Here is a 25,581-nt window from a genome sequence, read left to right on the forward strand (position 1 = left end):
GCGATGAGATGAATCGAGGGACATGGATCTACCTTGTGAATAATGATGTGGCCTGCATCATGACAGGTGTGACGTAACGCGGATGTTGATGGCCGTTCCAGCAAATTCGCGGCTTGCGCGGGGTATGCCGTGCGTGCCCTCCATCATCTGACGATGTCGTAACAATTACAGCGATGAGTGGGCGGTTATGCGGAGGCCCTGAACGTCACCACCAGCACATCGCGATGGGCTGGCTGCGCCGGATCGAGCGGCGTTACCGCGGTGACGCCGTGGCAGACGCGGGCGTCGTCGACCAGCGCGGCATCCAGTGCATGGGTGAGCGTGAAGCTGCCCAGCAGGCTGCCGTCATGGGCATGGATGGTGGTGGTGCCGCTCTCGATGTTGCTGCGGTCGACCAGCAGCACCAGCACGTAGTCGACGCCGTCGCGGTGCACGCCTTCCGGCGTCGGTTCAGCCGCTTCGCCGGCGCGTGCCTCGATGCGGAACTGATGTACCTCGATATGCCAGTGGCGTGTTGCCGGCGCCAGTGCGCCGAACAGTTCCCGGCTGAAGGCGAGGATGCGGCGCAGGCTGGCCCCGTCGGCGATGGTCGGCAGCACCGGTTCGAACCAGCGCTGGATGTCACCTTGCAAGGAGTTGTGGGCGAGGCTCTGGTAATGCGGCTGGTGTGGCTCGCGACGGATCTCGCCGGTTGCGTCGGCAGCGAAAACGGCATGCCGGCGGCGGCGGTGGCGGCCGCGCGTGGCGAGATAGGTGTCGGGCGCCAGGTCATTCCAGCTGGCGGCGAAGGCGATCCAGTCACCCAGCGCCCGGGCCTGCAGCAGGTCGCGCATGCGGTCGGCGGTGGCGAAGGCAAAGCCATCGCGTTGCAACTGGTTGTGCAGGAGGGACACATCGGGGGAGGGGGTCATGTGGATACGTTAGCAGGGCCGGGATGAAGCAGCGCTGGCCCAGCAGGGCAGGGATGGGCCGAGTCTGCCCGCAAGACGGGTAGCCGGGTATTGCGGCCGTCGAATTTGTTTATGGGCGGTGCGAAACCGGCCCTGCAAGCAAGGGCGAGGTTCTCCGGACATGAGTGGCTCCTTGCCCGTGGTTACCGGCATGGCCGTGGAAATGGACGAGTCGCCGGCAAAGCCGGGACGGTGCCGCGAGGTTCCGGACCCGTGGAACTGCCCCGAATGATGACTGAAAGGCCGGAAGGCTGCTGTTTAAGCCCTATGGGCTACTCATATGACAAACGAGCATATATACGTTTAGATGTTTAGACGTCTATTGACACAAGAAAACAAGACGTTCAATATCCGCCCTACTCATCGAGACCGGCTGAGGGACAGGCCCTTTGAAGCCGGGGCAACCTGCGGAGCGTTTCCGCCACGGTGCCAACTCCTGCGGAGGTGCTTCGGCACCGACCGGTAGATGGGCGTCATCCGTATCGCAGCGATCCGCTGCCGATTCCGGGCAGGCGACCTTTCCGGTACCGCGCAGGACGATGCCTACCGGAGAGCGAGATGACCTTCCTGCCCGAAACACGCCATGTCGAGACCAGCCACGCCGCGTTTGCCGAAGGCCTAGAGCCGTCGCGGCACGCGCGCCCGCAGCTGACCGCCCAGCGCAGCACGCGGCGGCTGCAGCTCACTCCGAAATACGGCAGCGGCCCGCGCGAGGTTGAGGTGCGCTACCTGTGGTGCGGCGCGCCGGATGCACCGACGCTGATCGTGCAGGGCGGCATCTCGGCCAGCCGCGATGTCACCGCGCTGGATGGCGACAGTGCTCCGGGCTGGTGGCAGGCACTGGTCGGCGCCGGGGCGGCGATCGACCTGGATCGCTGGCGCGTACTGGCGATCGACTGGCTGACCCCGGCCGAGCTGGGCGTCGACTCGGTATCCAGCGAGGATCAGGCCGCCGCGCTGGCCGCCTTGCTGCAGGCGCTGGCGATCCCGCAGGCGCATGCCTTCGTCGGCTCCTCCTACGGCGCGATGGTGGCGCTGGCCTTCGCGGCGCGCCATCCGCGCTGCGTCGATCGGCTGCTGTTGCTGGCCGGCGCGCACCGGCCGCACCCGCTGGCCACCGCGCAGCGCAGCGTGCAGCGCGGCATCGTGCGGCTCGGCCAGTCGACCGGGCGGGTCGACGAAGCGTTGGCATTGGCGCGCCAGCTGGCGATCACCACCTACCGCGGCAGCGGTGAATTCGGCCGGCGCTTTGCCGGCGGCCCGGAATGGCGCGACGAGCGCTTCCATTTCCCGGTCGAGGACTATCTGGAGCATCAGGGTCGCCGCTTCGTCGAGCGCTTCGATGCGGATCGTTTCCTCGCCCTGTCCGAATCGATCGACCTGCATGACGTGACGCCGGAGCAGATCCCCACGCCGGCCACGCTGATCGGTTTCCCGTCCGACCGGCTGGTACCGCTGGCCGATCTGTGCGAACTGCAGCGCCGCTTGCATGGCCCGGCCACGCTGGAAGTGGTCGAGTCGCCATACGGCCACGATGCCTTCCTGAAGGAACCCGAGCAGCTCGCGCCGCTGTTGCGCGAAGCGCTGGCCTGATTCACGACCTCATTCATTGCGAGCAAGACCCGGAGATCCATCATGAGCGAGCCCACTCCCTGTACCCGCGCCGTGCGCGCCGGCATCGAAAGCGACACCCAGCACGGCGCCGTGGTGCCGCCCTTGCACCTGTCGACCAACTACAGCTTTCAAGGCCTGGGCGGCAAGCGACCGTACGATTATTCGCGCAGCGGCAACCCCACCCGCGACCTGCTCGGCAATGCGCTGGCGGAACTGGAGCAGGGCGCCGGCGCGGTGGTGACCTCCAGCGGCATGTCGGCGGTGGCGCTGGCGCTGGAGCTGGTGCCGGCCGGCGCGAAGGTGCTGGCGGCGCACGATTGCTACGGCGGCACCTGGCGCCTGCTGGATGCGTGGGCGAAGAAGGGTCGTTTCAGCGTCGAGTTCGCCGACCTGACCGACAGCGTGTCGCTCGCCGCGGGTCTGGCGCAGAAACCGGCGTTGGTCTGGGTGGAGACGCCGTCCAATCCCTTGCTGCGGATCACCGACATCCGCCACGTGGCGCAGGCCGCGCACGCGGTCGGCGCGCTGGTGGTGGTCGACAACACCTTCCTGTCCCCCGCCCTGCAGCAGCCGCTGCTGCTCGGCGCGGACGTGGTGGTGCACTCCACCACCAAGTACATCAACGGCCATAGTGACGTGGTCGGCGGCGCAGTGGTGGCGCGTGAGCCGGCGGTGTTCGAGCAGCTGAAGTGGTGGGCCAACTGCAACGGCCTCACCGGCGCGCCCTTCGACAGCTATCTCACCCTGCGTGGCCTGCGCACGCTCAATGTGCGGTTGCGTCAGCACCAGGAAAATGCCGAGCGTATCGCCGCGCAGCTGGATGTCCACCCGGCCGTGCGCAAGGTGTATTACCCCGGCCTCGCCAGCCATGCAGGCCATGCCCTGGCCGCGCGTCAGCAGCAGGGTTTCGGCGCCATGCTCAGCTTCGAGCTGGAAGGCGACGTGACCCAGATCGAGGCCTTCGTCGACGGCTTGCAGTATTTCTCGCTGGCCGAGTCGCTGGGCGGGGTGGAGAGCCTGATCGCGCATCCGGCATCGATGACGCACTCGTCGATGGCGGTAGAGGCGCGCCATGCCGCGGGTATCGCCGACAGCCTGCTGCGGCTGTCGGTGGGCATCGAGGATGGCGACGACCTGCTGCGCGATCTTGACGCAGCATTGCTGCGCGCCAGCGCCGTGGATAAATCGAAACGCCGGGTGATTGCATGAGCGCGGTACTCGATCCGGTAGCTATTGCGGGAACGGCTTCAGCCGTGACTTCCCCGCGCACCGTCATCGGGGCTGAAACCACGCGCACAAGCGCTGCTTCCGCCATTGCGATCGTGTTGCTGGGCACCGGCGTGGTCGGTGGCGCGCTGCTGAAGTTGCTCAATACACCTGCTGCTGCTGGTGTGCGACTGGTCGGCGCGGCCAATTCGCGTCGCCAGCAGACTGCTGTCGCCAGCCTCGCCAACCGCAACCTGCGCGAGCAATTGAACAACAGCCAGGGCGACGCGCGCGACAACGCCAGCCTGCTGGCGGCGCTCGATGCCAGCGGCGCGACGGCGAAGGTCATCGTCGATGCTACCGCCAGTGCCCCGCTGGCATTGCGGCACGCCGAGTGGCTGGCGCGCGGCTACCACGTGGTCACCGCGAACAAGGCGCTGGCCGGCGGCGAATTGTCCGGCTGGCGCGCGCTGCAGGCGGCAACGATCCAGGGCGGCCGCTACGGCGACTCGGCTACCGTCGGTGCCGGCTTGCCGGTGCTGTCCACCCTGCGTCGCCTGCGCAACTGCGGCGATGCGCTGCTCACGCTGGAAGGCGTATTCTCCGGCTCGCTGTCATGGCTGTTCAATCAGTACGACGGCAGCCGTCCGTTCTCCGAACTGCTGCACGAAGCGCGCAGGCTCGGCTACACCGAGCCTGATCCGCGCTCGGATCTTTCCGGCGAGGACGTGGCGCGCAAGCTGCTGATCATTGCGCGCAACGCCGGCTTCTCGCTCGGCACCGACGAAGTGGATGTACAGGGCCTGGTGCCCGAACCGCTGCGTGCGCTGGATACCGAAGCCTTCCTCGCCCGGCTGGAGGAACTGGACGAACCACTCGCGCGGCTGCATGCCGAGGCGAAGTCCCGCGGCAACGTGCTGCGCTTCCTCGCCCGGCTCAATCAGCGTGGTCGTGCTCGTGTCGGGCTGGTGGAAGTGCCGCTCACTCATCCCGCCGCTCGCCTCTATGGCACCGACAACCAGTTTGCACTCACCACCACCCGCTACAACACCCAGCCATTGGTGATCCAGGGGCCGGGCGCAGGACCGGAGGTGACGGCACAGGCGCTGCTGGGGGATGTGCTGGCCCTGATCTGAGGTCGCGCCGGGTGCAACTATGCCAGCCCAGGGAAATACCGTGCTGCTGATGCTCGGGTAGTCGCCATGGAGTGCATTCATGGCTGTTGCTTTGGACTTACGGGCTGACGGACACCGGTCCGCCAAGATGCAGCGCTCCGGCCACCTCGCTCGCGACCCTCCAGGCATTCCCTTGCGGCTCGCTCGCATAGTGCTGGCTGCCGTGGTTCCACGTATTGCCCATCGCATACCAGTCGAGCCGAATCGCGGGCCGACCGGTGCGCAACGCCGTGTCGAGCGAGGCGAAGTAGCGCTTCCAGCGCGGCAGGTAATAGTCGCGGATAAGCCCGGCCCAGTCCTTGTTGCCGTAGTCGTGGAGATCGGCGCCCTCGCTGGCCTTGCGCTCGCCCCAGGTGGTCAGGATCGAGCGCGCGTCATGGTCGAGTCGCGCCAGCTCATCCGCGCTGGACGCCCACATCGGCACCCGCGCCAGCCAGCCGCCGAGCAGGAACCATCGATTGCTGGCCAGCAACTGGTCCTCCAATTGCATCAGCTGGAGCCAGCGCGCGGTCAGCGCCTCGAAGCGTTGCCGATCCTTGCTGTCGTAGGCGGTCTTGATCTGCGGCAGCAGGATGCGGCTTTCGTTGGCCAGGGTCTGGCGGGCGATATCGACCAGGTCGTACTGGTAGGTCTCGCTGCTGCGCAGTGCGGGTGCCACCTGCAGCATCTCGGGCAGCGCGCGGGCGAAGGCCTGCGGATCGTAGCGCATCGCCTCGGGCGACCAGTGCGATGCGCGGTTGGTGGTCAGGCTGGGCTGGGCGTCGAACAGCGATTCCTGCGCCGCATCGCGCTCGCTGTTGAATTCGACCTTGTCGATGCGGATGTCGTAGGCGGTATCGAGCAGGATCTTCCATGCAGCCAGCGCATGCGGATCGGCCGCACCGTAGCGGCGGCGCACGTAGTCGGCGGTCCACTGGCTCAGGTCGACCGGCGCGCTGCGCCAGGCCATCTCGGTGAACAGATCGAAGGCGAACGGGTTGGTGTTCATGCCCTCGGTGAACAGCGCGGTGCCGACCATGTTCGGGTTGGTTCGTCTGATCCGCTGCAGGCGTATGGTGATGTTGCGGGTATCGGCGCCCAGGGTGGTGCGGCCGCCGAATTCCCACAGGCCGCCGAACAGGAACGGGGCATCCTGGAAATCCCTCTCGCGGTCGTCGCGCGGCATGCGGTCATGATCGATGTCGATGACGAACAGATGTTTGCGGTCGACTCCGGCCAGCAGATCCTGGCGCGGGTTGCCCTGCCAGGCCAGCATCATCCAGTAGGCGCCCGGATGCGCTTTTTGCAATGCCGCCTGCACGTCGCGCGCGGCCTCGGGTACCGGCACGTCGCCAGAGCTGCCGCCTTCCTGGAATACCTCCATGTCGTAGATGCTGCTGTCGCCGAACAGCTCGTGCTGGTGGCGGTAGTACGACGCAGCAATCTTCGCGAACATGGGGTCGCGCGGATCGAGCCAGCCGGGCCGGGTGAAACCGGCCCATTCGCCCTGCGGCAGCACATGCGCGGCGGGGAATTTTTTCTCGAAGTCGGCCGGCACGATGCCGTAGAAGCCCGGCAGCACCGGGGTGATGCCCAGCTCGCGCAGGCGCGCGATGATCTGCCGTGCCGACTTCACCCGCTTCGTCATCAGCGCTTGGCTGATCGGTCCGTCGAAGCAGCACAGGTTGCCCATCAGCTGCCAGTTCTGGTGTGCCGGCTGGGTGATCCAGGCGCGGATATCGCGGTCGGAATAGCCGAAATCGCGGAAGGTTTCATACAGCACGGTATCGCTGCCACGCTCGACGATCATCGCGTTGATCCCCGACAGCGCCAGCACGTCGATCTCGCGCTGCCAGCGCGGCCAGTCCCAGTACGCCATGGTGTAGCCGTCGGTGTTCTGGTTCAGCGCGTAGCGGTAGCGGTACGGCGTTTCTTGCTCGATCGTCACCGGCGGCAGCGGCAGCCTGCGCGGCAGGCCGAGCCGGTCCCCGTTCGGCGAGAGCTGCACTTGCGCCACATATTTCAGATACCAGTTGACGCCGAACAGCAGTGCGCTGGTGCTGCTGCCCTCGACCTTGACGCGGCCGTCCGCGTTGGCGATGCGGAATCGCTCGTGGCCGTCCTTCGGCGCGAGGGCTCCCAGCTCGATCTGGGCAGCTTCATCCGGCAACAGCCGCTGCAGCACGCACTCGGCCGGGCGAAGATCGAAGCGTGGTCCGTCCTCGGCCTGGGTCGCGGATACCAGAAGCAACAGGCCCGACAGGAACAGGAGAAGCGTGGCAGCAGAGCGCATGGGCCCCAAGCATAGACCCCATGGCTCGCGCGGATCACCCTGGCGCACGGCATTCCCGCCAGGTGTCGTGCACCAATAAGTCGTGCGCCAATAAAAAACGCGCGGCTCGTCACCGCGCGTTCCTTCTGTCGGGGCTCGAGGCTCAGTGGCCGGTGACCCGTTCCGCCGTCGCCTCATCCGGCGGCACCAGCGGTGCGTCCGGATCGACGTGTGCTTCGAGTTGCGCCGCTTCCACCGAAGGCGTGCGCCAGCCGGACTTCACGCCCCACACATAGAACACCAGGCCGATCGCCGCTACCACGGCCAGGTCGACGCCGTACGACAGGTAGCCTTGGCCGCCGAACATGGTGCTGCCACCCCATGAAACGAGCGCCAGCGTCGGCAGGTAGAACACCAGCCACCATGCTCCCTTCATCTGCCGGCCGAAGTCGTGCCAGCCGTTCCTGGCCTGGTAGTACAGGTACACCGGCAACGCCACCACCATCAGCAGGATGATCTCGCCGGTCAGCGGCCACTTGGCCCAGTACAGCAACTCGGTCGACATGATGAAGGCGATGCCGGCGAGCACGGGCAGGCCGAGCAGGCGGAACGGGCGGTGCAGTTCCGGCGCGGTGCGGCGAAGGGTCATCACGCTGACCGGGCCGGTCAGGTACGAAATGATCGTCGCCACCGAGATTACCGCCGCGAGCGTGCCCCAGCCGCGGAAGAAGAACAGGAACAGAAAGGACACCACCAGGTTCAGCCACATGGCCGGACGCGGTACGCCCCACTTCGGATCGATCCTGCCGAGAATCCTGGGCAAGGTGCCATTGCGCTCCATGCCATAGATCATCCGTGCTGTGGTGGCGGTATAGGTCATGCCGGTGCCGCTGGGGCTGACGAAGGCATCGGCGTAGAGCAGGATAGCCAACCAGTTCAGGTTGACGATCACCGCCAGCTGCGCGAACGGTGAGCTGAAATCGATGCCATGCCAGCCGGCCTGCGCCAGCATCTCCCGCGGCACTGCGCCGAGATAGGCCACCTGCAGGATCACGTAGACGACGGTGGCCAGCAGGATCGAGCCCACGATGGCGAAGGGAATGCTCTTGCCCGGATTGCGTGCCTCGCCCGCGAGGTTCACCGGGCTCTGGAAACCGTTGAAGCTGAACACGATGCCGGCGGTGGCCACGGCGGTGAGGATCGCCGCAAAGTCGTTCACATGCGCATCGCCGTGAATGCCGACCGAGAAATTCTCCGCATGGAAGCCACTGGCGATCAGCGCGATGCCGGTCGCCGCCGGCACCACCAGCTTGAATACGGTGATCGCGGTGTTGGAGTGGGCGAACAGCTTCACGCTCCAGAAGTTCAGCAGGAAGTAGACGATCACCAGGGCGGCGGCGATCGCCAGTCCGACATGCGACAGCTCGCCGTGGCTGCCGGGGATGTGGTGGTACAGATCCTGCGCCCACGGCCACTTCCAGCCGGCCATGTATTGCACCGAAGCCTCGGCCTCGACCGGGATCACCGAGACGATGGCGATCCAGTTCGCCCATGCGGCGATGAAGCCGACCAGCGAACCATGGGAGTAATGGCCGTAGCGCACCATGCCGCCGGACTCGGGGAACATCGCGCCCAGCTCGGCGTAGGTCAGCGCAATCGCCATGATGATCGCCGCACCCAGCACCCACGCCCAGATCGCGCCGGGGCCGGCCAGCTTGGCCGCGTTCCAGGCACCGAACAGCCAGCCGGAACCGATGATCGAACCGAGGCCGGTGAGCATCAGGGCGAACGGGCCGACGTCGCGGCGGATGGATGAGGACATGCAAAGCTCCTGTACGGGCGTCGGATGCGCCAAAAGAGGTCGATGGTTACAGAGTAACCGCCCCATGTCACCCGTCGCAGGTCATGCCCGCTGCCGCGGGGCGGCGCAGGGACGACAGACAGCGCTGACCTTGGCGAAGTACGTTTTGCCCATTGCAGCAAGCGGCACGCCCTTTCATGGCGCGGAACCATGGCTCGCGACGTGCGGCATCTGACGACATCGCCCAAACGAAAACGGGCCGCTCGAGGCGGCCCGTTTCCGTGCAACATACCGGCGCGGGCTTACTTCAGCCCGGCGTCCTTGCGCAGTGCTTCGGCGCGGTCGGTCAGCTCCCACGAGAACGCGGTGAAGGCATTGCCGTTGGCGTCCTTCATCTGGTGCGGGGTGCGGCCGAAGTGGCCGTAGCTGGCGGTCTGCTGGTACATCGGGTGGATCAGGTCGAGCATCTGCAGGATGCCGTACGGGCGCAGGTCGAAATGCTTGCGGATCAGCTTCTCGATCTTCTCGTCACTGATCTTGCCGGTGCCGAACGTGGTCACCGAGATCGAGGTCGGATGCGCCACGCCGATCGCGTAGCTCACCTGCACTTCGCAGCGGTCGGCAATGCCGGCGGCCACGATGTTCTTGGCCACGTAACGTGCGGCGTAGGCGGCCGAACGGTCGACCTTGGACGGATCCTTGCCCGAGAACGCGCCACCACCATGGCGGGCCCAGCCGCCGTAGGTGTCGACGATGATCTTGCGACCGGTCAGGCCGCAGTCGCCCACCGGGCCGCCGATCACGAACTTGCCGGTCGGGTTGATATGGAACTTGGTGCCCTTGTGCAGCAGCTTCGCCGGCAGCACCGGCTTGAGAATGTACTCGCGCACGGCCTCGATCAGGTCTTTCTGCTTCACGTCCGGATCGTGCTGGGTCGACAGCACCACGGCGTCGATGGCTGTCGCCACGCCGTTCTCGTAGCGCAGGGTGACCTGGCTCTTGGCGTCCGGGCGCAGCCACGGCAGCGGCGAGTTCTTCTTCTTGCGGACCTTGGCCTGCTGCTCGACCAGGCGGTGCGAGTAGTAGATCGCCGCCGGCATCATGTCCTTGGTTTCGTTGGTGGCATAGCCGAACATCAGGCCCTGGTCGCCAGCGCCCTGTTCTTCCGGCTTCTTGCGGTCCACGCCCTGGTTGATGTCCGGCGACTGCTTGCCGATCAGGTTGATCACGCCGCAGGTCTCGCCGTCGAAGCCGACGTCGCTGGAGTCGTAGCCGATGTCGACGATGACCTTGCGAGTGATCGCTTCGAGGTCGATCCATGCGTCGGTGGTGATTTCGCCGGCAACGATCGCCACGCCGGTCTTGACCATGGTTTCGCAGGCGACGCGGGCGCGCGGATCCTGCGCGACGATCGCGTCGAGCACGGCATCGGAGATCTGGTCGGCGACTTTGTCCGGATGGCCTTCGGAGACCGATTCGGAGGTGAACAGGTAGTTGGACATCGCGGTATATATCCCTTTGTACGGATAGAAAGATAAATGAAGTCGGGCATGATACATCCCCGCTCCCGGTTTTGCAGCCCGCGGCGATTCTGACCGCTTTGGGGTTAGGCGCATGTTCAGCCGTTTGGACGGCTGTTCGGGCTTTTCGGCCCTTGCCGCCGCCCGGTTGGGGCAGCAGCTTGCAGAAGCGGCTCCAGCCGCGATGCTGTAACCGCTCCCGCAGGTGCAATGGCCAGACTACCCGGGGGTTACCTTCAACTCGCTACGCAACTGCCGCGCGCAGTCCACCATGTGGCGCAAGGCCTGCTCCGCCTCGGGCCAGCCGCGGGTCTTCAGCCCGCAGTCGGGGTTGATCCACAGTTGCTCGGGCTGCAGCACGTCCAGCGCCTTGTGCAGCAGGTCGAGCATTTCCTCGGCCTCGGGCACACGCGGCGAGTGGATGTCGTACACGCCCGGGCCGATGCCGTTCGGGTAGCGGAAGCGCACGAAAGCATCGAGCAGTTCCATCCGCGAGCGGCTGGTCTCGATCGAGATGACGTCGGCGTCCATCGCCGCGACCGCCTCGATGATGTCGTTGAACTCCGAGTAGCACATGTGGGTATGGATCTGCGTGGCGTCACGCACGCCGCCGGCGGTGATGCGGAAGCACTCCACGGCCCAGGCCAGATAACTCGGCCAGTCGGCACGGCGCAACGGCAGGCCTTCGCGCAAGGCAGGCTCATCGATCTGGATCACGTGGATGCCGGCGGCTTCCAGGTCATGCACCTCGTCGCGCAAGGCCAGCGCGATCTGCCGGCAGACGGTTTCACGTGGCAGGTCGTCGCGCACGAACGACCACTGCAGCATGGTCACCGGGCCGGTAAGCATGCCCTTCATCGGCTTGTCGGTCAGGGATTGCGCGTAGCTGGACCAGCGCACCGTCATCGGTGCGGGGCGGGCGATATCGCCATAGATCACCGGTGGCTTCACGCAACGCGAGCCGTAGCTTTGCACCCAGCCGAGTCTGGTGAACAGGTAGCCGTCCAGTTGCTCGCCGAAATACTCGACCATGTCGTTGCGTTCGGGCTCGCCGTGCACCAGCACGTCCAGGCCGATGTGTTCCTGGAAGCGCACGACGCGCTCGATCTCGGCCTCCAGCAGCGCATCGTAGGCAGCATCGTCGAGCCGGCTGGCGCGATGCGCGGCACGTGCCTTGCGCAGCTCGTCGGTTTGCGGGAAGGAACCAATCGTGGTGGTCGGCAATGGTGGTAAGGCCAGCGTTTCGGACTGCGTCACCCGGCGTATCGCGTAGGCGGAGCGGCGCAAGGGGGCCTGCGGGCCGAGCATGTGCAGACGGCTGCGCACCTTCGTGTCGACCACGCCTGGCACCTGCGCCTGTGCGGCGAGCAGGGCCTGCTGTGCAGCGAGTGCGGCATCGGCTTCCGGCACGCCGACCAGTGCATCGGCATACACCCGCAGCTCCTCGATCTTCTGCCGGGCAAAGGCCATCGGTGCAAGACGCTGCGGATCGAGCGTGGTTTCCGCCTCGATATCGATCGGTACATGCAGCAGGGAGCAGGACGGCGCGAGCCACAGGCGTTCGCTGCCGATGCGCGCCTGCGCCTTGCGCAGCAACGGCAGCACGCGTTCGGGACGGCTGCGCCAGATGTTGCGGCCGTCGATCACGCCGACGCTGAGAATGCGGCCGGCGGGCAGGGCGTCAAGCACGGCATCGAGCTGTTCTGGTGCGCGTACCAGATCAATGTGCAGACCGTTCACCGGCAGGGAGGTGGCCAGCGGCAGGTTGTCGCCCAAGGCGCCGAAGTAGCTGGCCAGCAGCAGTTGCGGCGTGCGTGCTTCGGCCAATACCGCATAAGCACGGCGATAAGCGGCGTGGTCATCGTCATCCTGGTCCAGCACCAGGCAGGGCTCGTCCAGTTGCACCCAGTCGGCGCCGGCGTCGGCCAGTCGTCCCAGCAGTTCGACGTAGACCGGCAACAATGCATCGAGCAAGGCCAGGCGATCGCTGCCGTCCACGCTCTTGGACAGCAGCAGGAACGATACCGGGCCGAGCAGCACCGGGCGTGCCCGGTGACCTTGCGCCCGTGCTTCAAGAAACTCCGCCAGTGGCTTGTCACTGGCTAGCGCGAAGCGCTGGCCCGCTTCCAGTTCCGGTACCAGGTAGTGGTAGTTGGTATCGAACCACTTGGTCATTTCCAGCGCGTGCAGGTCATGGCCGTTGCGCTTGTGGCCGCGCGCCATCGCGAAATAGCCGTCCAGGGGATTTTCGGCGAAGACCGGTCGATAGCGTGACGGAATCGCGTCGAACAGCACGGCTGTGTCGAGTACATGGTCGTACAGGCTGAAGTCGTTGCATGGCACCGCATCGGCGCCGGCATCCACGGCCAGTTGCCAATGTCGCCGCCGCAACGTGCGAGCGGTGTCGAGCAGGGCTTCTTCGCTGGTTTCACCGCGCCAGTGCGATTCGAGCGAGCGCTTGAGCTCGCGTTTGAGGCCGATGCGCGGAAAACCCGAGTAGGTAACGTGTGACATGAGATTCCTCTTGCATGAAGGGCAAAGAGGAACGAAGGGTGGCCAGCAATAGTGCTTTACAAAATCGCCGAACCGTTGACCTTCGCCCCCGCGGGCGAACCGGTACTGCCGCGGGGCACGCGAAGCCAGCGCGGCGGCCGTGAGGGCGTCGACGCGCAGGCTCCGGCGTTCCCCCGCGGAAACACCAGGTCGGACGGAAACGCGCAGGCGCTTCCGGCTGAGGCAGGTATTCGGGCTCGTGGACGTAACGCTCGGCCTACTGTCCGTCGCTTCCCGGATGCATCGCACCCAGTGCCTGTGACGGAGGTCGTTTCCACATACCGCTGCGGGGCAGCGCCGGATTCACACCGGCTTCCCTTTATGTCATCTCTTCATACGGATGAAGAGATGACTACCATCAGCGTGGCGAAATCTAATCGTACGGACGCCCGGAGTCAAACGACCATGGATCTTTGTGGGAGCGGCTTCAGCCGTGATGGCGGCAGGCGTCGAAGGAGGGGTAGTCGCAGCTGAAGCCGTTCCCGGAGTTCAGGCGGCGAGGCGTTCGCCACTGGCCAGCGCGGCGAAATAGTCGCGGGTCAGACGCAACTGCTCGGTGGCTGTTTCGGCGCGGTTGACCACCTGGCGGAACGCCGCGTTCTCCGGGCGATCCTTCGCATACCAGCCCAGATGCTTGCGTGCGATGCGCACGCCGGCCAGTTCGCCGTAGAACGCATAGAGCTGTTCGAGATGACCGAGCAGGATCGTGGCGACTTCGGCCGGCTCAGGTTCCGGCAGCACTGCACCGGTGGCGAGGAAGTGCGCGAGCTCGCGGAAGATCCATGGCCGGCCCTGCGCACCACGGCCGATCATCAGTGCGTCGGCGCCGGTCACGTCGAGTACGTGGCGCGCCTGTTGCGGCGAGTCGACGTCACCGTTGGCCAGCACCGGAATGCGCACGGCAGCCTTCACCGCGCCGATGGTGTCGTACTCGGCCTCGCCCTCGTATTTGTCGGCACGGGTGCGACCGTGCACGGCAAGCGCGGCAATGCCCGAGTCTTCGGCGATGCGCGCGATGTTCAGCGCGTTGCGGTTCTGCCGGTCCCAGCCGGTGCGGATCTTCAGGGTCACCGGCACGTCGACCGCATCGACCACCGCCTTGACGATGCGCGCGACCAGCGGCTCGTCCTGCAGCAGGGCCGAGCCCGACCACACGTTGCAGACCTTCTTGGCCGGGCAGCCCATGTTGATGTCGATGATCTGCGCGCCGTTGGCGACGTTGAAACGGGCCGCTTCGGCCAGCATGGCCGGGTCGTAGCCGGCGATCTGCACGCTGACCGGCTCGGGCTCGCCGACGTGGTCCATCCGTTGCAGCGACTTGCGCGTATGCCACAGGCGCGGGTCGGCGTTGGTCATCTCCGACACGGCCAAGCCTGCGCCGAGCCGCTTGCACAGCAAGCGGAACGGCTTGTCGGTGACGCCTGCCATCGGGGCGAGCACCACGGGCGGGTCGATGTGGTAGGGGCCGATGCGCATCCGCGCATTGTAGCTGGCCGGGCCGCTGCGAGCCCGGGCGTCAGTGCGTAGGCAGGACCTGCAACGGTTGCGCCTGGTGCCTGTGCCTGAACAGCGGCACGAACAGGAGCGCCATGACCAGCGAGTAGCCGGCGAAGGCCAGCCAGATGCCATGCCAGTCCTTGCAGATGGCGACGGTGTCGTCGCAGGCGTGGTTGGTGAAGAAGCGGTCGATCATCCAGCCCGCGATCAGGCTGCCCAGCACCGCGCCCACACCGTTGGTCATCAGCATGAACAGGCCCTGCGCGCTGGCGCGGATCTTCGGATCGGCCTGGCCCTCGACGAACAGCGAGCCGGAGATGTTGAAGAAGTCGAACGCCATGCCGTAGACGATGCAGGAGAGCACGATCATCCACAGACCGCCGGCCGGGTTGCCGAAGCCGAACAGGCCGAAGCGCAACACCCACGCCAGCATGCTCATCGTCATCACCGCCTTGATGCCGAAGCGCTTGAGGAAGAACGGGATGGTGAGGATGAAGGCGGTTTCGGAGAACTGCGAGATGGAAATGATGATGGTGGAGTACTTCACCGTGAGCAGGTTCGCGTAGTCCGGCACCTTGACGAAGTCGCTAAGGAAGGCGTCACCGTAGGCGTTGGTGAGCTGCAGCGCCGCGCCCAGCAGCATGGCGAAGACGAAGAACACCGCCATGTTGCGGTTCTTGAACAGCACGAACGAGGTGAGGCCGAGCCGATCCATCACGCTGCGGCTGTGCGCGGCATCGAGCTTGGGCGGGCACTTGGGTAGCGTGAAGGCGTACAGGCCCAGCAGTAGCGAGGCGCCCGCTGCCACGTGGAACTGCGCGGCGGAGGCCTTGAAGCCCAGCAGGCTGGTTGTCCACGTGGCGGCGATGAAACCGACGGTGCCCCACACGCGGATCGGCGGATAGGTGCTCACCACGTCCAGCCCTTCCTGCTTCAGCGCGTTGTAGGCCACCGCGATGGAAAGCGAGATGGTGGGCATGTAGAAACACATGTACAGCAACACCACCCAGAACATCTGCTGCGGATTGCCCGCATGCGGAATCGCGAGCAGCACCGCCGCACCCATGATGTGGAACAGACCGTACAGGCGTTCGGCATTGATCCACTTGTCCGCCACGATGCCCGCCAGCGAAGGCATGAACAGCGAGGCGATGCCCATCGTCGAGAAGATCGCGCCGAAGCTGGTGCCCGACCAGTGCAGGGTCTGGAACCACCACGTGCCGATGGTCAGCAGCCATGCGCCCCACACAAAGAACTGCAGGAAGTTCATGGCAACAAGACGGAGCTTGAGATTCACGGGCAGATATCCGGCATGCATTCCCCCTGACATAGCCGAGGGAACCGCCCCGTGGCCACCAGCCGGGGCAGGTTAGAGGAAGCCGCGGGGAACGGGCAAGGCGCGCCGCAGCGTCCATGCGGCATGCTGGCTCAATCGGAAGTGTCTAGTGCAGCGATCACGCGCTCGCGCAGTACCGGTATCAGCTCCGTCTCGAACCAGGAATTGCGCACCAACCACAAGCGGTTGCGCGGACTTGGATGCGGCAGTGGTAGATGACCTTGCGCGAGATGCTCTCGCCAGGCCTGCACGGTATCGGTGAGGCGCGTGCCGCGCGGCACGCCGAGGATGCCGGCCTGCGCGTACTGGCCGATCACCAGGGTCAGCCGCACCTGCTTCAGCAGCGGCAGCAAGCGCAGATGCCAGGTGGGTGCGCACTCCGGCCTCGGCGGCAGGTCGCCACCGCGACCGGTGCCGGGGAAACAGAAACCCATCGGCACGATCGCGATGCGGCTGGCGTCGTAAAACGTGTCGCGGTCGATGCCCAGCCACTCGCGCAATCGCTCGCCACTGACATCATTGAACGGTATGCCGGTGTCATGCACCTTGCGCCCCGGCGCCTGGCTGACGATCAGCAGGCGTGAGGTGGCCGACGCCTGCAACACCGGGCGTGGGCCCAGCGGGAGATGTGCTTCGCACAGTCGACAGGCGCGGATGTCGACAAGCAGTTGGTCGAGCGATTCAGCCACGCGACGCCTCCAGAATGCACGACAGCGCATGATCAAACCAAAGCTCCTCCCCCTGCGCGCAGGGGGAGGTCGGGAGGGGGTAGGCGGGCTTGCCGCGAGGTTGGTTGACTCCTCTCCAGCCATCTCCTGCGACCGAAGGAAGCCCCATGGTGACTAGCAAGGGAAGGAGAGTTGCGTAGCAACGCCGGGATCGCGGTTTCACGGCAGCAACTTGCCCGGATTGAGGATGCCGTCCGGATCGAACGCCGTCTTGATGTTGCGCATCAGGTCCAGCGTGGAAGCTTCCAGCGCCAGTGGCATGAACTCGCGCTTGATCATGCCGATGCCGTGTTCGCCTGAAAGCGTGCCTTCCAGCGAAATCACCAGCGCGAACACCTCGGCGAGGCAGGCATGCGCGCGCTCGCGCTCGGCGTCGTCGCGGGGCAACAGGTTCACATGCAGGTTGCCGTTGCCCGCGTGGCCGAAGGTGACGATCAATACGTCATGCTTCGCCGAAAGCTGCTTGATGCCGTCGACCAGCTCGGGCAGGTGGCTCACCGGCACCACCACGTCCTCGTTGATCTTGTTCGGCGAGATCGTGCGCTGCGCCGGCGACAGCGCCTTGCGTGCCGACCACAGTGCACTGGTCTCCGCGGCGCTTTCGGCGATGCGCAGTTCTTCCAGGCCGTCGCCACGCGCAGCCTGCGAAACGGCAGCCACGGCCGAAGGCAACGTCTCCGCTTCGCCATCCACCTCGATCATCAGCATCGCGCCGGCCAGCGGCACGCTGTCGCCGCCATGCGCATGCGCCAGCTTCAGCGCCACGTCATCGATGAATTCCAGCGCGCATGGCGTCACCGGCTGCGCCATGACCCGCGCCACCGCGCGTGCCGCCGCGCCGACATCGCGATAGGTGGCGCGCAAGGTGCGCACTGCCGACGGTTTCGGCGTGAGTTTCAGGGTGGCCTCGGTGATCAGTGCCAGCGTGCCTTCCGAGCCGATCAGCAACCGGGTCAGGTCGTAGCCGGTGGCGCCCTTGCTGGTATACGTGCCGCATCGAAACCCTTCGCCATTGCCGGCGACCGCGCGCAGTCCCAGCGTGTTCTCGCGCGGACTGCCGTATTTCACCGTGCGCGGACCCGCCGAATTGCAGGCGAGGTTGCCGCCGATGCTGCACCAGGGCGCGGACGACGGATCGGGCGGCCAGAAGAAACCGTGCGGCAGCAATGCCTGCTGCAAATCGCCATTCAACACGCCCGGCTCGACCACCGCAAGGCGATTGTCCGGATCGATGCGCAGGATCCGGTTCATCCGCTCGAAGCTCACCACCACGCCACCATCCACCGGCACCGTGGCGCCGGTGGTGTTGCTGCCGCGACCCCGCGCAATCACCGGCACCCGGTGTGCGCGACATGCCCGCGCCAGCGCCTCGACCTGCGCATGCTCGACCGGAAACACCACCGCATCAGGCAGCGCATGCAGGCGCGAGTTGTCGTACGAGTAGGCAATCCGCTCGGCTTCGCCGATGGCAAGCGCATCGGCGGCAAAGATGGTGCGAAGGTTGTCGAGCAAGGCGGATGGCAGCGTCATGTGACCAGTCTAACGCTGAACCGGTTGTGGACCTGGTGCATACATGAGTGCATGCCAATGGGGCACCTCGCGCAACCTTGTCGTCATTCCGGCGAAGGCCGGAATCGCATTGCGAGGGAGAAGATTCGAATTGAACAGCCAGCCCCGCCCCTTGGTTTCAGGGTGGTCCCGGGCTTCACAAGAATGACGTCACGACGAGGTTTTCGAGGTTCCCTGAATGGCCAGCATGGGTATCTCGACCTTTGGCAGAAGCAGTGAAATACCGGTCCTAGTAATAGCGAATCTTCTCGCACATCACCGGATGAGGTAGCGGGCGAGGTCTCTTGGTGGTTGGCGTGAACCACTAGCGTCCCGAGGCAATCTAGCCACTGTTCGTTGACATGGCATCAGCGTTCGCCTACACGGTCGCCTGCCATTTCCCGATAGCCGTCCTGTCGCCCTGGCTGCAAATTGATCTGGCCCGGAAGTCTGGTTCCTCGCCGATGCACCGAGCGCCCCGAGTCGCGGCAATCCCCCTTGCCCGGTTCACTGGCCCCCCGAAAGGGGGGCTTTCTCTATGCAGAGGTGCTTCGCATGGTCGTCTATACCCTCAAGCAAGCCGATGACGGGGAATGGAGCATCTGCCGCATGGGCAGTGCACTGTTCACCCAGACGCAGCTAGGTCCAGCAATCAAACTGGCGCGTAAAGCCGCCCGCGATGAGCACTGCCGCAGCGGCCAGCCGACGTGCGTTGAAATGCGCGGGCTTGGTTCGCCAATAAGGTTGGGATATTTCGACCAGGACGGCAGCGCCACAGCAGCCTGAGTGCACACCATGGATGAAAAGATCAACCTTGACGACCCACTAAGCCGTGCGCACTGGTGTGGTTGCTTCAGCTGCAGCGACCAGGAGCTGATCGAGGCAGTGCGGGCCACGGATAGCGATGAGGTCGGTGCGGTCGGGCTATACCTCGCCACGCGGTACTCGCTGGAAACCCTTGAAACTTCGGGTGGCTCCTGAGGCACTACCTTCCTGGATAGCTCGCCCCCTAGAGCTACGAATTGCGCCCTTCTGGGGCGTTTTTTTGGCGTACTTCGAGTGGCATCGTCGCTGTGGCTGTTTCCTCTCCTGAACATGGTAGACGAAACGGATCAGAGCTACTTTCTCGCGCGCGTATCGGGCGCCGACCCAATTTATTGTAACGTGCGCTGAGGCCGTCCACTCTTGATCGAACGGTCGATTATCAAGGTCAGTACTCTTGGCGAGTCTGGTTAGTTCCTTTCAAGTCATTTAATGATGAGGAGTTCCAGCATGGCATGGCTCTTGTGGCTTGAAGGGCACCCTGGACTGGCGGGATGGATCCAGGGTGTCGGCAGCTTGATAGGGCTGGCTATCGCCATTTGGGTTCCGAAGAACATCGCTCAGAAGGCCGAGAAGCGTCAGCTTGTTGAGGCGAGGTACAAGGCTATGGGAATGGGTCTGGCCGTTCGCTATGAACTTCGCCGTATCAAGTTCCCCTTGGATGCGATCCTTGCCCAATGGCCTGAAGGGTCGGACATGCCAGAGCTCATCGGGCAGCGGGACGGTGGTCGAAGCGAGATCTTCGAGTACTTCAATTTTCCTCCGGAACTCGCAGGACTCTATGGTGGGCTCCACGAACTGGAGTACGCCGCCTACGACTCCATCATGGCAATTGCTAGGGCGGAGGAGGTGAAGCAGACGCTCAACACCATTGAAATCGGTCGGGATGTTTACGACCTCGAGAATTCAGCCGAACTTGAGCACCGATTGCGATCCCTGATTCAAGAATGTCTTGTTCACGTAGACGCGGCCATCGCTAAGGTTGGACTCTTACTCGACGAGTCGCGCCATTGACATGAAAGAAATGCCTGATTGCAGTTGGCTGAGTCAATGATCCCAGGGAGTCGCGCCGTATGGTGACGAAGTCCAGCACGCATGGAATACGCCGCGACGCTGGGCGTGATCGATGTTCGACGGTGACCACCATCAGGCGCCAAATACTACACGGAGTAGTGTCGGGCGTAAGGCGCGACCTCGGGCATAATCCACTCTATCTACCCAGGAAATGTGCTCACCGATGAAGCCACACGACTTGGTTGCCAAATGGAAATCGGACGGCGGCAAGCGCCACGATGCCCAAGTGTTCTTTGAGGACCTTTGCTGACCGGTGATCCTTCGCCAGTTGTTCGAGCTGAACCAGGAGCGTTCATGAGAGAGGGCGCAACGAATGATGCGGCAACGCCGGAAGTGCTGCAGGGACCTACCAATGGTGAACCTGTCAAGCCGCCAGCGCCTGCTTCGACACCCAGAAACTCCTTTATCAGGACGAGATGGCAGCGAATTCGCGGCTGGCTGTACTGGCTCTTCCCGAACTGGGGTGCGGTCAATAGGGCCGACCTCTCGTACGAGCGGTCGCATGACGCTGAGGAAAACGAGAAGACCTTAGTGCCCACGGACTTGGAGCTTCGCGTGCCAATGGTTTGGGGCTGCGAGCTCTATGGGCCCGCGGAGATCAATGACCTCTACGCGGGATTGCAGAAATTAGGGTGGGGGATCGCTTACCGAGTAGGCGATAAAGGCGGGATCGAGAAATGGATCAAGCAGAACCGCGCTTACGGACGACAAGGCGGATGGCTCAATGGCGGACATGTAGTTGGTCGCGGCGAGCGGAGCAAATACATCGGGATCACCAATCATGCGTCGCTCCCCGATGGCGTTTCGTCATTGGATATACAGGTATTCCAATTGTCACCGTCCCTGACCGGGGTGCTGGTGGGGTTTCGATTGGATGATACGTTGGCGCGACGCTATGAGGATGAGATCAACTGCGAACGCACGACATACCGCAAACGGATATCCCGATCGAGGTCCATTTCGATCATTGGGCCGCTTAACCAAAAACATGATGCGGTTGCTCATGTGCGATCGGCCTTGCGTCAATTGGTGGGGAATTGGTACAAGCAACATCTACCCGGATATTTCTCCGCCCAAGATCGGGAAACGGTGTTACCGATCATGGAAATGCTGGCGGTCAAGGAGGGCCCTATTCTTCATGAGCCATCCGATGCGCCGCGCGGATTTGCTCAGAGTTGGCGATGTCTCCTGAGTAATGTATTCCCATCGCAGACGTGGACCTGTCAACAAAACGACGGGATTCAACTTGCCATGGGCGACGAATGGGAGGAGGAGCAAGCGCGGCTCATCACCGTAGCACTCGACGAGTCCAGATTTTCCGAAGATTCCATGAAGACGTATGGAGGAAAGTCCTCTGACTCCCTCATTTATGTTTGCGGCGAGGTATTGCGTTACATCCTGCCGCACGTTGCGACTATGGAGTATTTGAAGGAGCAGACGCGGTATCTGAACATCAATCGTGAACAACTCAAGATGGCCCGGGCCGGGCGAGCCAATCTCAGCCGCACCCTGCGCGCGATCAGTCAGTTCTTCGATCAAACCCTGGGCGTTCCTGCCCTAGCGCGAGAAATAGCGAAGAAGTCTAAAAGACCGGGTTGGTATCGCCACGAGATCGCTTTGTTCACCGCGCCGGGTTGGGGATCGCAAGCGGCGCCGCGACAGCTTTCAGATGACCTTCAATCGAGCACCTACATCATGGCATCACGCCTAGCCGAGGATGAAGTCGTCATGCGTGGTCACTTCGAGCAACTGTCCTCGATTTTGAGCATCCACGAAAGCATTAAGGTGCAACGCCGGATGGAATCCTTAACTGTCGTGGCTTTGGTTGTAGCCGTGTTTTCATTGTTGGCCGCGCTCGCGGGCCCGCACACAGTGACTGAATGGTTGAAGAGTATTTGGAAGAATGATTTATCTTCATTCTGATGTGAGGCGTAACTAAGACAGGTCGAGGACTTCCGCTGGCCGTTGCAGGGTCTGCAAGCTGGGCTAGTGGACGAGGTCTCCTAGTAGCTGACGCGGACCGGTAATGTCCCGGGGCAATCTAATGCAATCGCGGCCTTCCCTTTACGCCGGGGGCTGCAGCAGCTCGACGATATCCACTCCCAGAGCCTGAGCTAGTCGCTCAAGGCCGTCGATGGAGATGTTGGTAACGCAGCGTTCGAGTTGCGAGACATATGTGCGGTGGAACTGCGCCAACTCAGCCAGTTCCTCTTGGCTCAATTCTTGGGCCGTGCGTAAGCGGCGAATATTCACTGCAGCACGGGCGCGTGCTTTTGGCAGGGATCGTGGCGAGGACTTTGGAGGCATGCCTCCAGCCTGACCATCTACCGGCTTACGTTCTACAGATTATATATCTACTTCTTTTAACTCTACATCCCGCCTGGGCAGCGTGAACGCTATTAGACAGTCGCGTTGTGCAACGCGGGCGGCTGTTGCCTTCAATGGAGGCCGCGTATTCCTTGCGCGTCGCGCTGAGCCGGACACCCGCATGCGGCCCTCAGTTTCCTTCACAGGCTAGACAGCCTTTGGAGCGTGAGCATTTCAATTGGCTGCGCTTTCGTTGGGACCGCTACCGCTAAGGTGCCATTCCTCTACGCAGGGGGCTGAAGTAGCTCGGCGGTATCTACGCCCAGAGTTCGAGCGATCCGCTCAAGGCCATCGATAGAAATGTTGGCCTTGCAGCGCTCGAGTTGCGACACGTATGTGCGATGGAGTTCCACCAACTCACCGAGTTTCTCTTGGCTCAACCCCTTGGCTTTGCGTAGGCGCCGAACGTTTGCTGCCACGTGAGAGCGGGTGATTGATGGGAGTGAGTGCAAAGACTTGGTAGGCATGAGGCTAAGCCTCTACCTCTACTGTCTTGCAATCTACAGAATATATATCTACTGTATATATACTACATTTTAACCATGGCAGTAGAGCTTGCGACTGATCGGCTCGACGCGCCATCGGCGTAAGCCATGCACGAAACAGATCTTGCCCGACGACTTTGCCAACTCCGGATCACCACCGGATCGGCAGACCAAGAGGGCCAACCAAGGGGAAAGGAAGCATGAAGACAAGCACGCTACGCACCGCCATTTCCATCGCCTTGCTCATCGTCGGCCCCGGCACGGGCGAGTGGGCCATGGCCCAGGACGCCACGACAGACACGACTGCGCAGGGTAGGGCGCCAGTGACCAAGGCACCGGCCAAGACGCAGCCGAAAAAGTCGACCGACAAGTCCGCAGCGCCAGCGACAACCAACCTGCAGACCGTGACCGTCACCGGCACGCGCATCCGCGGTGGCACCACGCCATCGTCGGTCATCACGATCGGTAGCGAGCAGATCCAGCAGGAAGGTTTCGCGGATCTCGGCGAGGTGATCCGCAGCGTGCCCCAGAACTTCTCCGGCGGGCAGAACCCGGGTGTCGCGGCAGGCGCAGCGGCAGGCGGCCCCAGTGATCAAAACATTACGGGAGGTTCGGGCCTCGATCTGCGCGGCTTGGGACCGGACGCTACCTTGACGCTGCTCAACGGTCGTCGCTTGTCCTATGGCGGGTTTTCCCAGGCGGTGGATATCAGCGCCATTCCTGTCGAGGCCGTGGAGCGCATGGAGATCGTGCCGGACGGTGCCTCGGCCATCTATGGCTCCGATGCGGTGGGTGGCGTGGCGAATGTGATCCTCAAGCGCGACTTCGATGGCGTGACCGTCGGCACGCGCTATGGCGGCGCCACCGACGGCGGGCTGATCACGCGTGAATACAACGCCACCGCCGGCACCACCTGGGCCACGGGTGGCTTGATCGTGGCGGGGGAGAAAACCTCCAACGATCCGATCTACTCGGACCAGCGTGATTACACCAAATCGATGTACCGGCCTTCCACGCTGTGGCAGGACAACGATCTGCGCAGCGGTTTGCTTAGCCTGCATCAGTGGTTGGGGGATGCCGTCGAATTGCAACTGGATGCGCTCAGGAGCGAGCGTGACATCATGACGGCGCAGGCCTACGCCAGCGTTTACTTCCCCTACCAGGCAGGAACGAATACCACCCTGATAGCGCCCAGTCTCGAAGTGCAGCTGCCGAATGACTGGACGCTCACACTCGACGGGGCCGGAGGGAAAGACAAGACGTCATTTGCCCAACCGACGGTGAGCAGGGTGACAGGGGCCATCACCGCAAACAGCCTTGGCGCGTACAGCAACAAAAGCCGGACTTATGAGATAGGCGCGGAAGGACCCTTGTTCACGCTGCCCGGGGGCGAGGCGAGGTTGGCCACCGGTGCAGGTTATCGATACAACAGCTTTCTGAACTCGAACATCAGCGGCAACACGATCAACGCCGATGGCGACGAGAGCAGTCGCTTTGCCTATGCCGAGTTGAGCCTGCCATTGGTCGGGCCGGAGCAGGGCATCGGCGGGATCGAGCGACTTGAGCTGACAGGCGCGGTCCGCACTGAGGATGGCGATTACGGCACGGTGACCACCCCCAAGTTGGGTGCGACCTATTCGCCCAATGCCGATTTCTCGTTGAAGACCTCATGGGGCAAGTCGTTCAAGGCGCCCACACTCATGCAGCGGTATTCCACTCAGACCGCCATTTACTATCCGGCGGCGACGTTCGGGAGCGCCGGTTATCCGACGGATGCCACGGTGTTGTGGCTGGCGGGTGGAAACGCGAACCTGCATCCGGAGCGAGCCCGGACGTGGAGTACCACCTTGGCGTTTCATCCGGAGGCGCTGTCCGGACTCGATATGGAACTGACCTGGTTCGATGTCGACTATACCCAGCGCATCCTGCAGCCCATCACTACTTACGATGTGTTTGGCAATCAGACGTACGCCGATTTCGTCGATTACGATCCGACCGAGGCCGCGCAGGCGACGGCGCTTGCAAGCACCAGCAACTTCTACAACTACGTTGGCACGCCATACGACGCCAGCAAGGTCGTGGCGATCATCGATGGCCGGTATGTCAATGCATCCAAGCAACAGATCAAGGGGATCGATCTGTCAGGTTCGTACCGAATCGACTTGGGTACGGGGCAGTTGACGTTCCGCGGCTCGGCCAGTTGGTTGGACAGCACTCAAGCTCTGACAGCAGCGCAAAGCCCTTACGACCTGGCCGGCACGTTGTTCTACCCGGCCAGGATAAACAGCCGAATCGGTGCGGTCTGGCAGCAGGGCGGCTTCACCGCCTCGCTGTTTGGCAACTACAAGAGCGGCGTGACCGACACTGTCGACGGCAGCAAGGGCGCCTCGTTCACTACCTTCGACGCCACGCTGCGCTACGACACCGGCGCGCGCGACGACGCATGGTCGAACCTGGCCTTGGAGTTGTCGGCACAGAACCTGCTCGATCGTGCGCCGCCGTTGTACGCGGTCACTTCGTTGACGTATGCGCCTTACGACTCGACCAACTATTCAGCGGTCGGCCGCTTTCTGAGCGTGTCTGTGTCCAAGCACTGGTGATGCTCGCCGGGTGCCGGTGGCGGCCGGCACCCCGATCGCGGGAGAGGGGGAACT

General features: G+C 63.7%; 19 protein-coding genes and 2 riboswitches. Of the genes, 8 read left to right on the forward strand and 11 right to left on the reverse strand.

The features are described from left to right. Positions 1-185 precede the first annotated feature (185 nt). Positions 186-911: a 2OG-Fe dioxygenase family protein gene (locus ACYVKM_RS14750; RefSeq protein WP_460878372.1), complete on the reverse strand. Its 726-nt coding sequence runs from the start codon at positions 909-911 to the stop codon at positions 186-188. 396 nt (positions 912-1,307) lie between these two features. After that, positions 1,308-1,423, forward strand: a riboswitch (SAM riboswitch). An 85-nt stretch (positions 1,424-1,508) separates the two neighbouring features. On the opposite strand from ACYVKM_RS14750, the gene metX reads away from it, so the two are divergent. The 3 genes from metX to ACYVKM_RS14765 are packed head-to-tail and all read left to right on the forward strand — an operon-like array spanning position 1,509 to position 4,906. Further along, positions 1,509-2,543 carry a homoserine O-succinyltransferase MetX gene (gene metX, locus ACYVKM_RS14755; RefSeq protein ID WP_460878373.1) on the forward strand — a complete coding sequence of 345 codons (1,035 nt, stop codon included), beginning with the start codon at positions 1,509-1,511 and terminating at the stop codon, positions 2,541-2,543. 42 nt (positions 2,544-2,585) lie between these two features. After that, positions 2,586-3,773: a cystathionine gamma-synthase gene (gene metB / locus ACYVKM_RS14760; protein ID WP_460878374.1), complete on the forward strand. Its 1,188-nt coding sequence runs from the start codon at positions 2,586-2,588 to the stop codon at positions 3,771-3,773. Between the two features lie 44 nt (positions 3,774-3,817). Next, entirely contained in the window at positions 3,818-4,906 is a 1,089-nt protein-coding gene (locus tag ACYVKM_RS14765; protein WP_460878375.1) for a homoserine dehydrogenase family protein, read from the forward strand. Positions 4,907-5,003: 97 nt separating this feature from the next. Here the strand turns inward: ACYVKM_RS14765 and ACYVKM_RS14770 are convergent, their stop codons facing one another. The 8 genes from ACYVKM_RS14770 to ACYVKM_RS14805 all read right to left on the reverse strand — a co-directional run bounded on the left by ACYVKM_RS14770 (position 5,004) and on the right by ACYVKM_RS14805 (position 18,161). Continuing rightward, a complete protein-coding gene (locus ACYVKM_RS14770) occupies positions 5,004-7,217 on the reverse strand; it encodes an alpha-N-acetylglucosaminidase (RefSeq protein WP_460878376.1) in 2,214 nt (737 codons plus the stop codon). A gap of 142 nt (positions 7,218-7,359) precedes the next feature. Beyond that, positions 7,360-9,018 (reverse strand): APC family permease, encoded by a 1,659-nt coding sequence (locus ACYVKM_RS14775; RefSeq protein WP_460878377.1) that lies wholly within the window; start codon positions 9,016-9,018, stop codon positions 7,360-7,362. Positions 9,019-9,299: 281 nt separating this feature from the next. Next, the gene (gene metK / locus ACYVKM_RS14780; protein WP_460878378.1) at positions 9,300-10,499 is read right to left on the reverse strand and encodes a methionine adenosyltransferase; all 1,200 of its coding nucleotides are present in this window, start codon (positions 10,497-10,499) and stop codon (positions 9,300-9,302) included. Between the two features lie 237 nt (positions 10,500-10,736). Next, positions 10,737-13,031, reverse strand: a complete 2,295-nt coding sequence (gene metE, locus ACYVKM_RS14785; RefSeq protein ID WP_460878379.1) for a 5-methyltetrahydropteroyltriglutamate--homocysteine S-methyltransferase — start codon at positions 13,029-13,031, stop codon at positions 10,737-10,739. Between the two features lie 204 nt (positions 13,032-13,235). Further along, positions 13,236-13,446: riboswitch (cobalamin riboswitch) on the reverse strand. Between the two features lie 113 nt (positions 13,447-13,559). After that, positions 13,560-14,546: a tRNA dihydrouridine synthase DusB gene (gene dusB, locus ACYVKM_RS14790; RefSeq protein ID WP_460878380.1), complete on the reverse strand. Its 987-nt coding sequence runs from the start codon at positions 14,544-14,546 to the stop codon at positions 13,560-13,562. A gap of 40 nt (positions 14,547-14,586) precedes the next feature. Next, on the reverse strand, positions 14,587-15,864 hold the full coding sequence (locus ACYVKM_RS14795; protein ID WP_460878381.1) for a nucleoside permease: 1,278 nt from the start codon (positions 15,862-15,864) through the stop codon (positions 14,587-14,589). A gap of 131 nt (positions 15,865-15,995) precedes the next feature. Then, the gene (locus ACYVKM_RS14800; protein ID WP_460878382.1) at positions 15,996-16,592 is read right to left on the reverse strand and encodes a uracil-DNA glycosylase family protein; all 597 of its coding nucleotides are present in this window, start codon (positions 16,590-16,592) and stop codon (positions 15,996-15,998) included. Positions 16,593-16,790: 198 nt separating this feature from the next. After that, complete coding sequence (locus ACYVKM_RS14805) at positions 16,791-18,161, reverse strand: FAD-binding oxidoreductase (protein ID WP_460878383.1); 1,371 nt, start codon at positions 18,159-18,161, stop codon at positions 16,791-16,793. Positions 18,162-18,734: 573 nt separating this feature from the next. Here ACYVKM_RS14805 and ACYVKM_RS14810 point away from each other — a divergent pair. The 4 genes from ACYVKM_RS14810 to ACYVKM_RS14825 all read left to right on the forward strand — a co-directional run bounded on the left by ACYVKM_RS14810 (position 18,735) and on the right by ACYVKM_RS14825 (position 21,998). Then, positions 18,735-18,965 carry a hypothetical protein gene (locus ACYVKM_RS14810; protein WP_460878384.1) on the forward strand — a complete coding sequence of 77 codons (231 nt, stop codon included), beginning with the start codon at positions 18,735-18,737 and terminating at the stop codon, positions 18,963-18,965. Positions 18,966-18,974: 9 nt separating this feature from the next. Next, positions 18,975-19,160: a DUF3606 domain-containing protein gene (locus tag ACYVKM_RS14815; RefSeq protein ID WP_460878385.1), complete on the forward strand. Its 186-nt coding sequence runs from the start codon at positions 18,975-18,977 to the stop codon at positions 19,158-19,160. 291 nt (positions 19,161-19,451) lie between these two features. Then, positions 19,452-20,015: a hypothetical protein gene (locus tag ACYVKM_RS14820; protein ID WP_460878386.1), complete on the forward strand. Its 564-nt coding sequence runs from the start codon at positions 19,452-19,454 to the stop codon at positions 20,013-20,015. A gap of 354 nt (positions 20,016-20,369) precedes the next feature. Next, positions 20,370-21,998 (forward strand): hypothetical protein, encoded by a 1,629-nt coding sequence (locus ACYVKM_RS14825; protein WP_460878387.1) that lies wholly within the window; start codon positions 20,370-20,372, stop codon positions 21,996-21,998. 141 nt (positions 21,999-22,139) lie between these two features. Here the strand turns inward: ACYVKM_RS14825 and ACYVKM_RS14830 are convergent, their stop codons facing one another. Beyond that, positions 22,140-22,382: a helix-turn-helix domain-containing protein gene (locus ACYVKM_RS14830; protein ID WP_460878388.1), complete on the reverse strand. Its 243-nt coding sequence runs from the start codon at positions 22,380-22,382 to the stop codon at positions 22,140-22,142. 284 nt (positions 22,383-22,666) lie between these two features. Then, positions 22,667-22,909 carry a helix-turn-helix domain-containing protein gene (locus tag ACYVKM_RS14835; RefSeq protein ID WP_460878389.1) on the reverse strand — a complete coding sequence of 81 codons (243 nt, stop codon included), beginning with the start codon at positions 22,907-22,909 and terminating at the stop codon, positions 22,667-22,669. Positions 22,910-23,202: 293 nt separating this feature from the next. On the opposite strand from ACYVKM_RS14835, the gene ACYVKM_RS14840 reads away from it, so the two are divergent. Beyond that, complete coding sequence (locus ACYVKM_RS14840; protein WP_460878390.1) at positions 23,203-25,527, forward strand: TonB-dependent receptor plug domain-containing protein; 2,325 nt, start codon at positions 23,203-23,205, stop codon at positions 25,525-25,527. Positions 25,528-25,581: the final 54 nt, after the last annotated feature.

Source organism: Rhodanobacter koreensis (genome assembly GCF_054782855.1).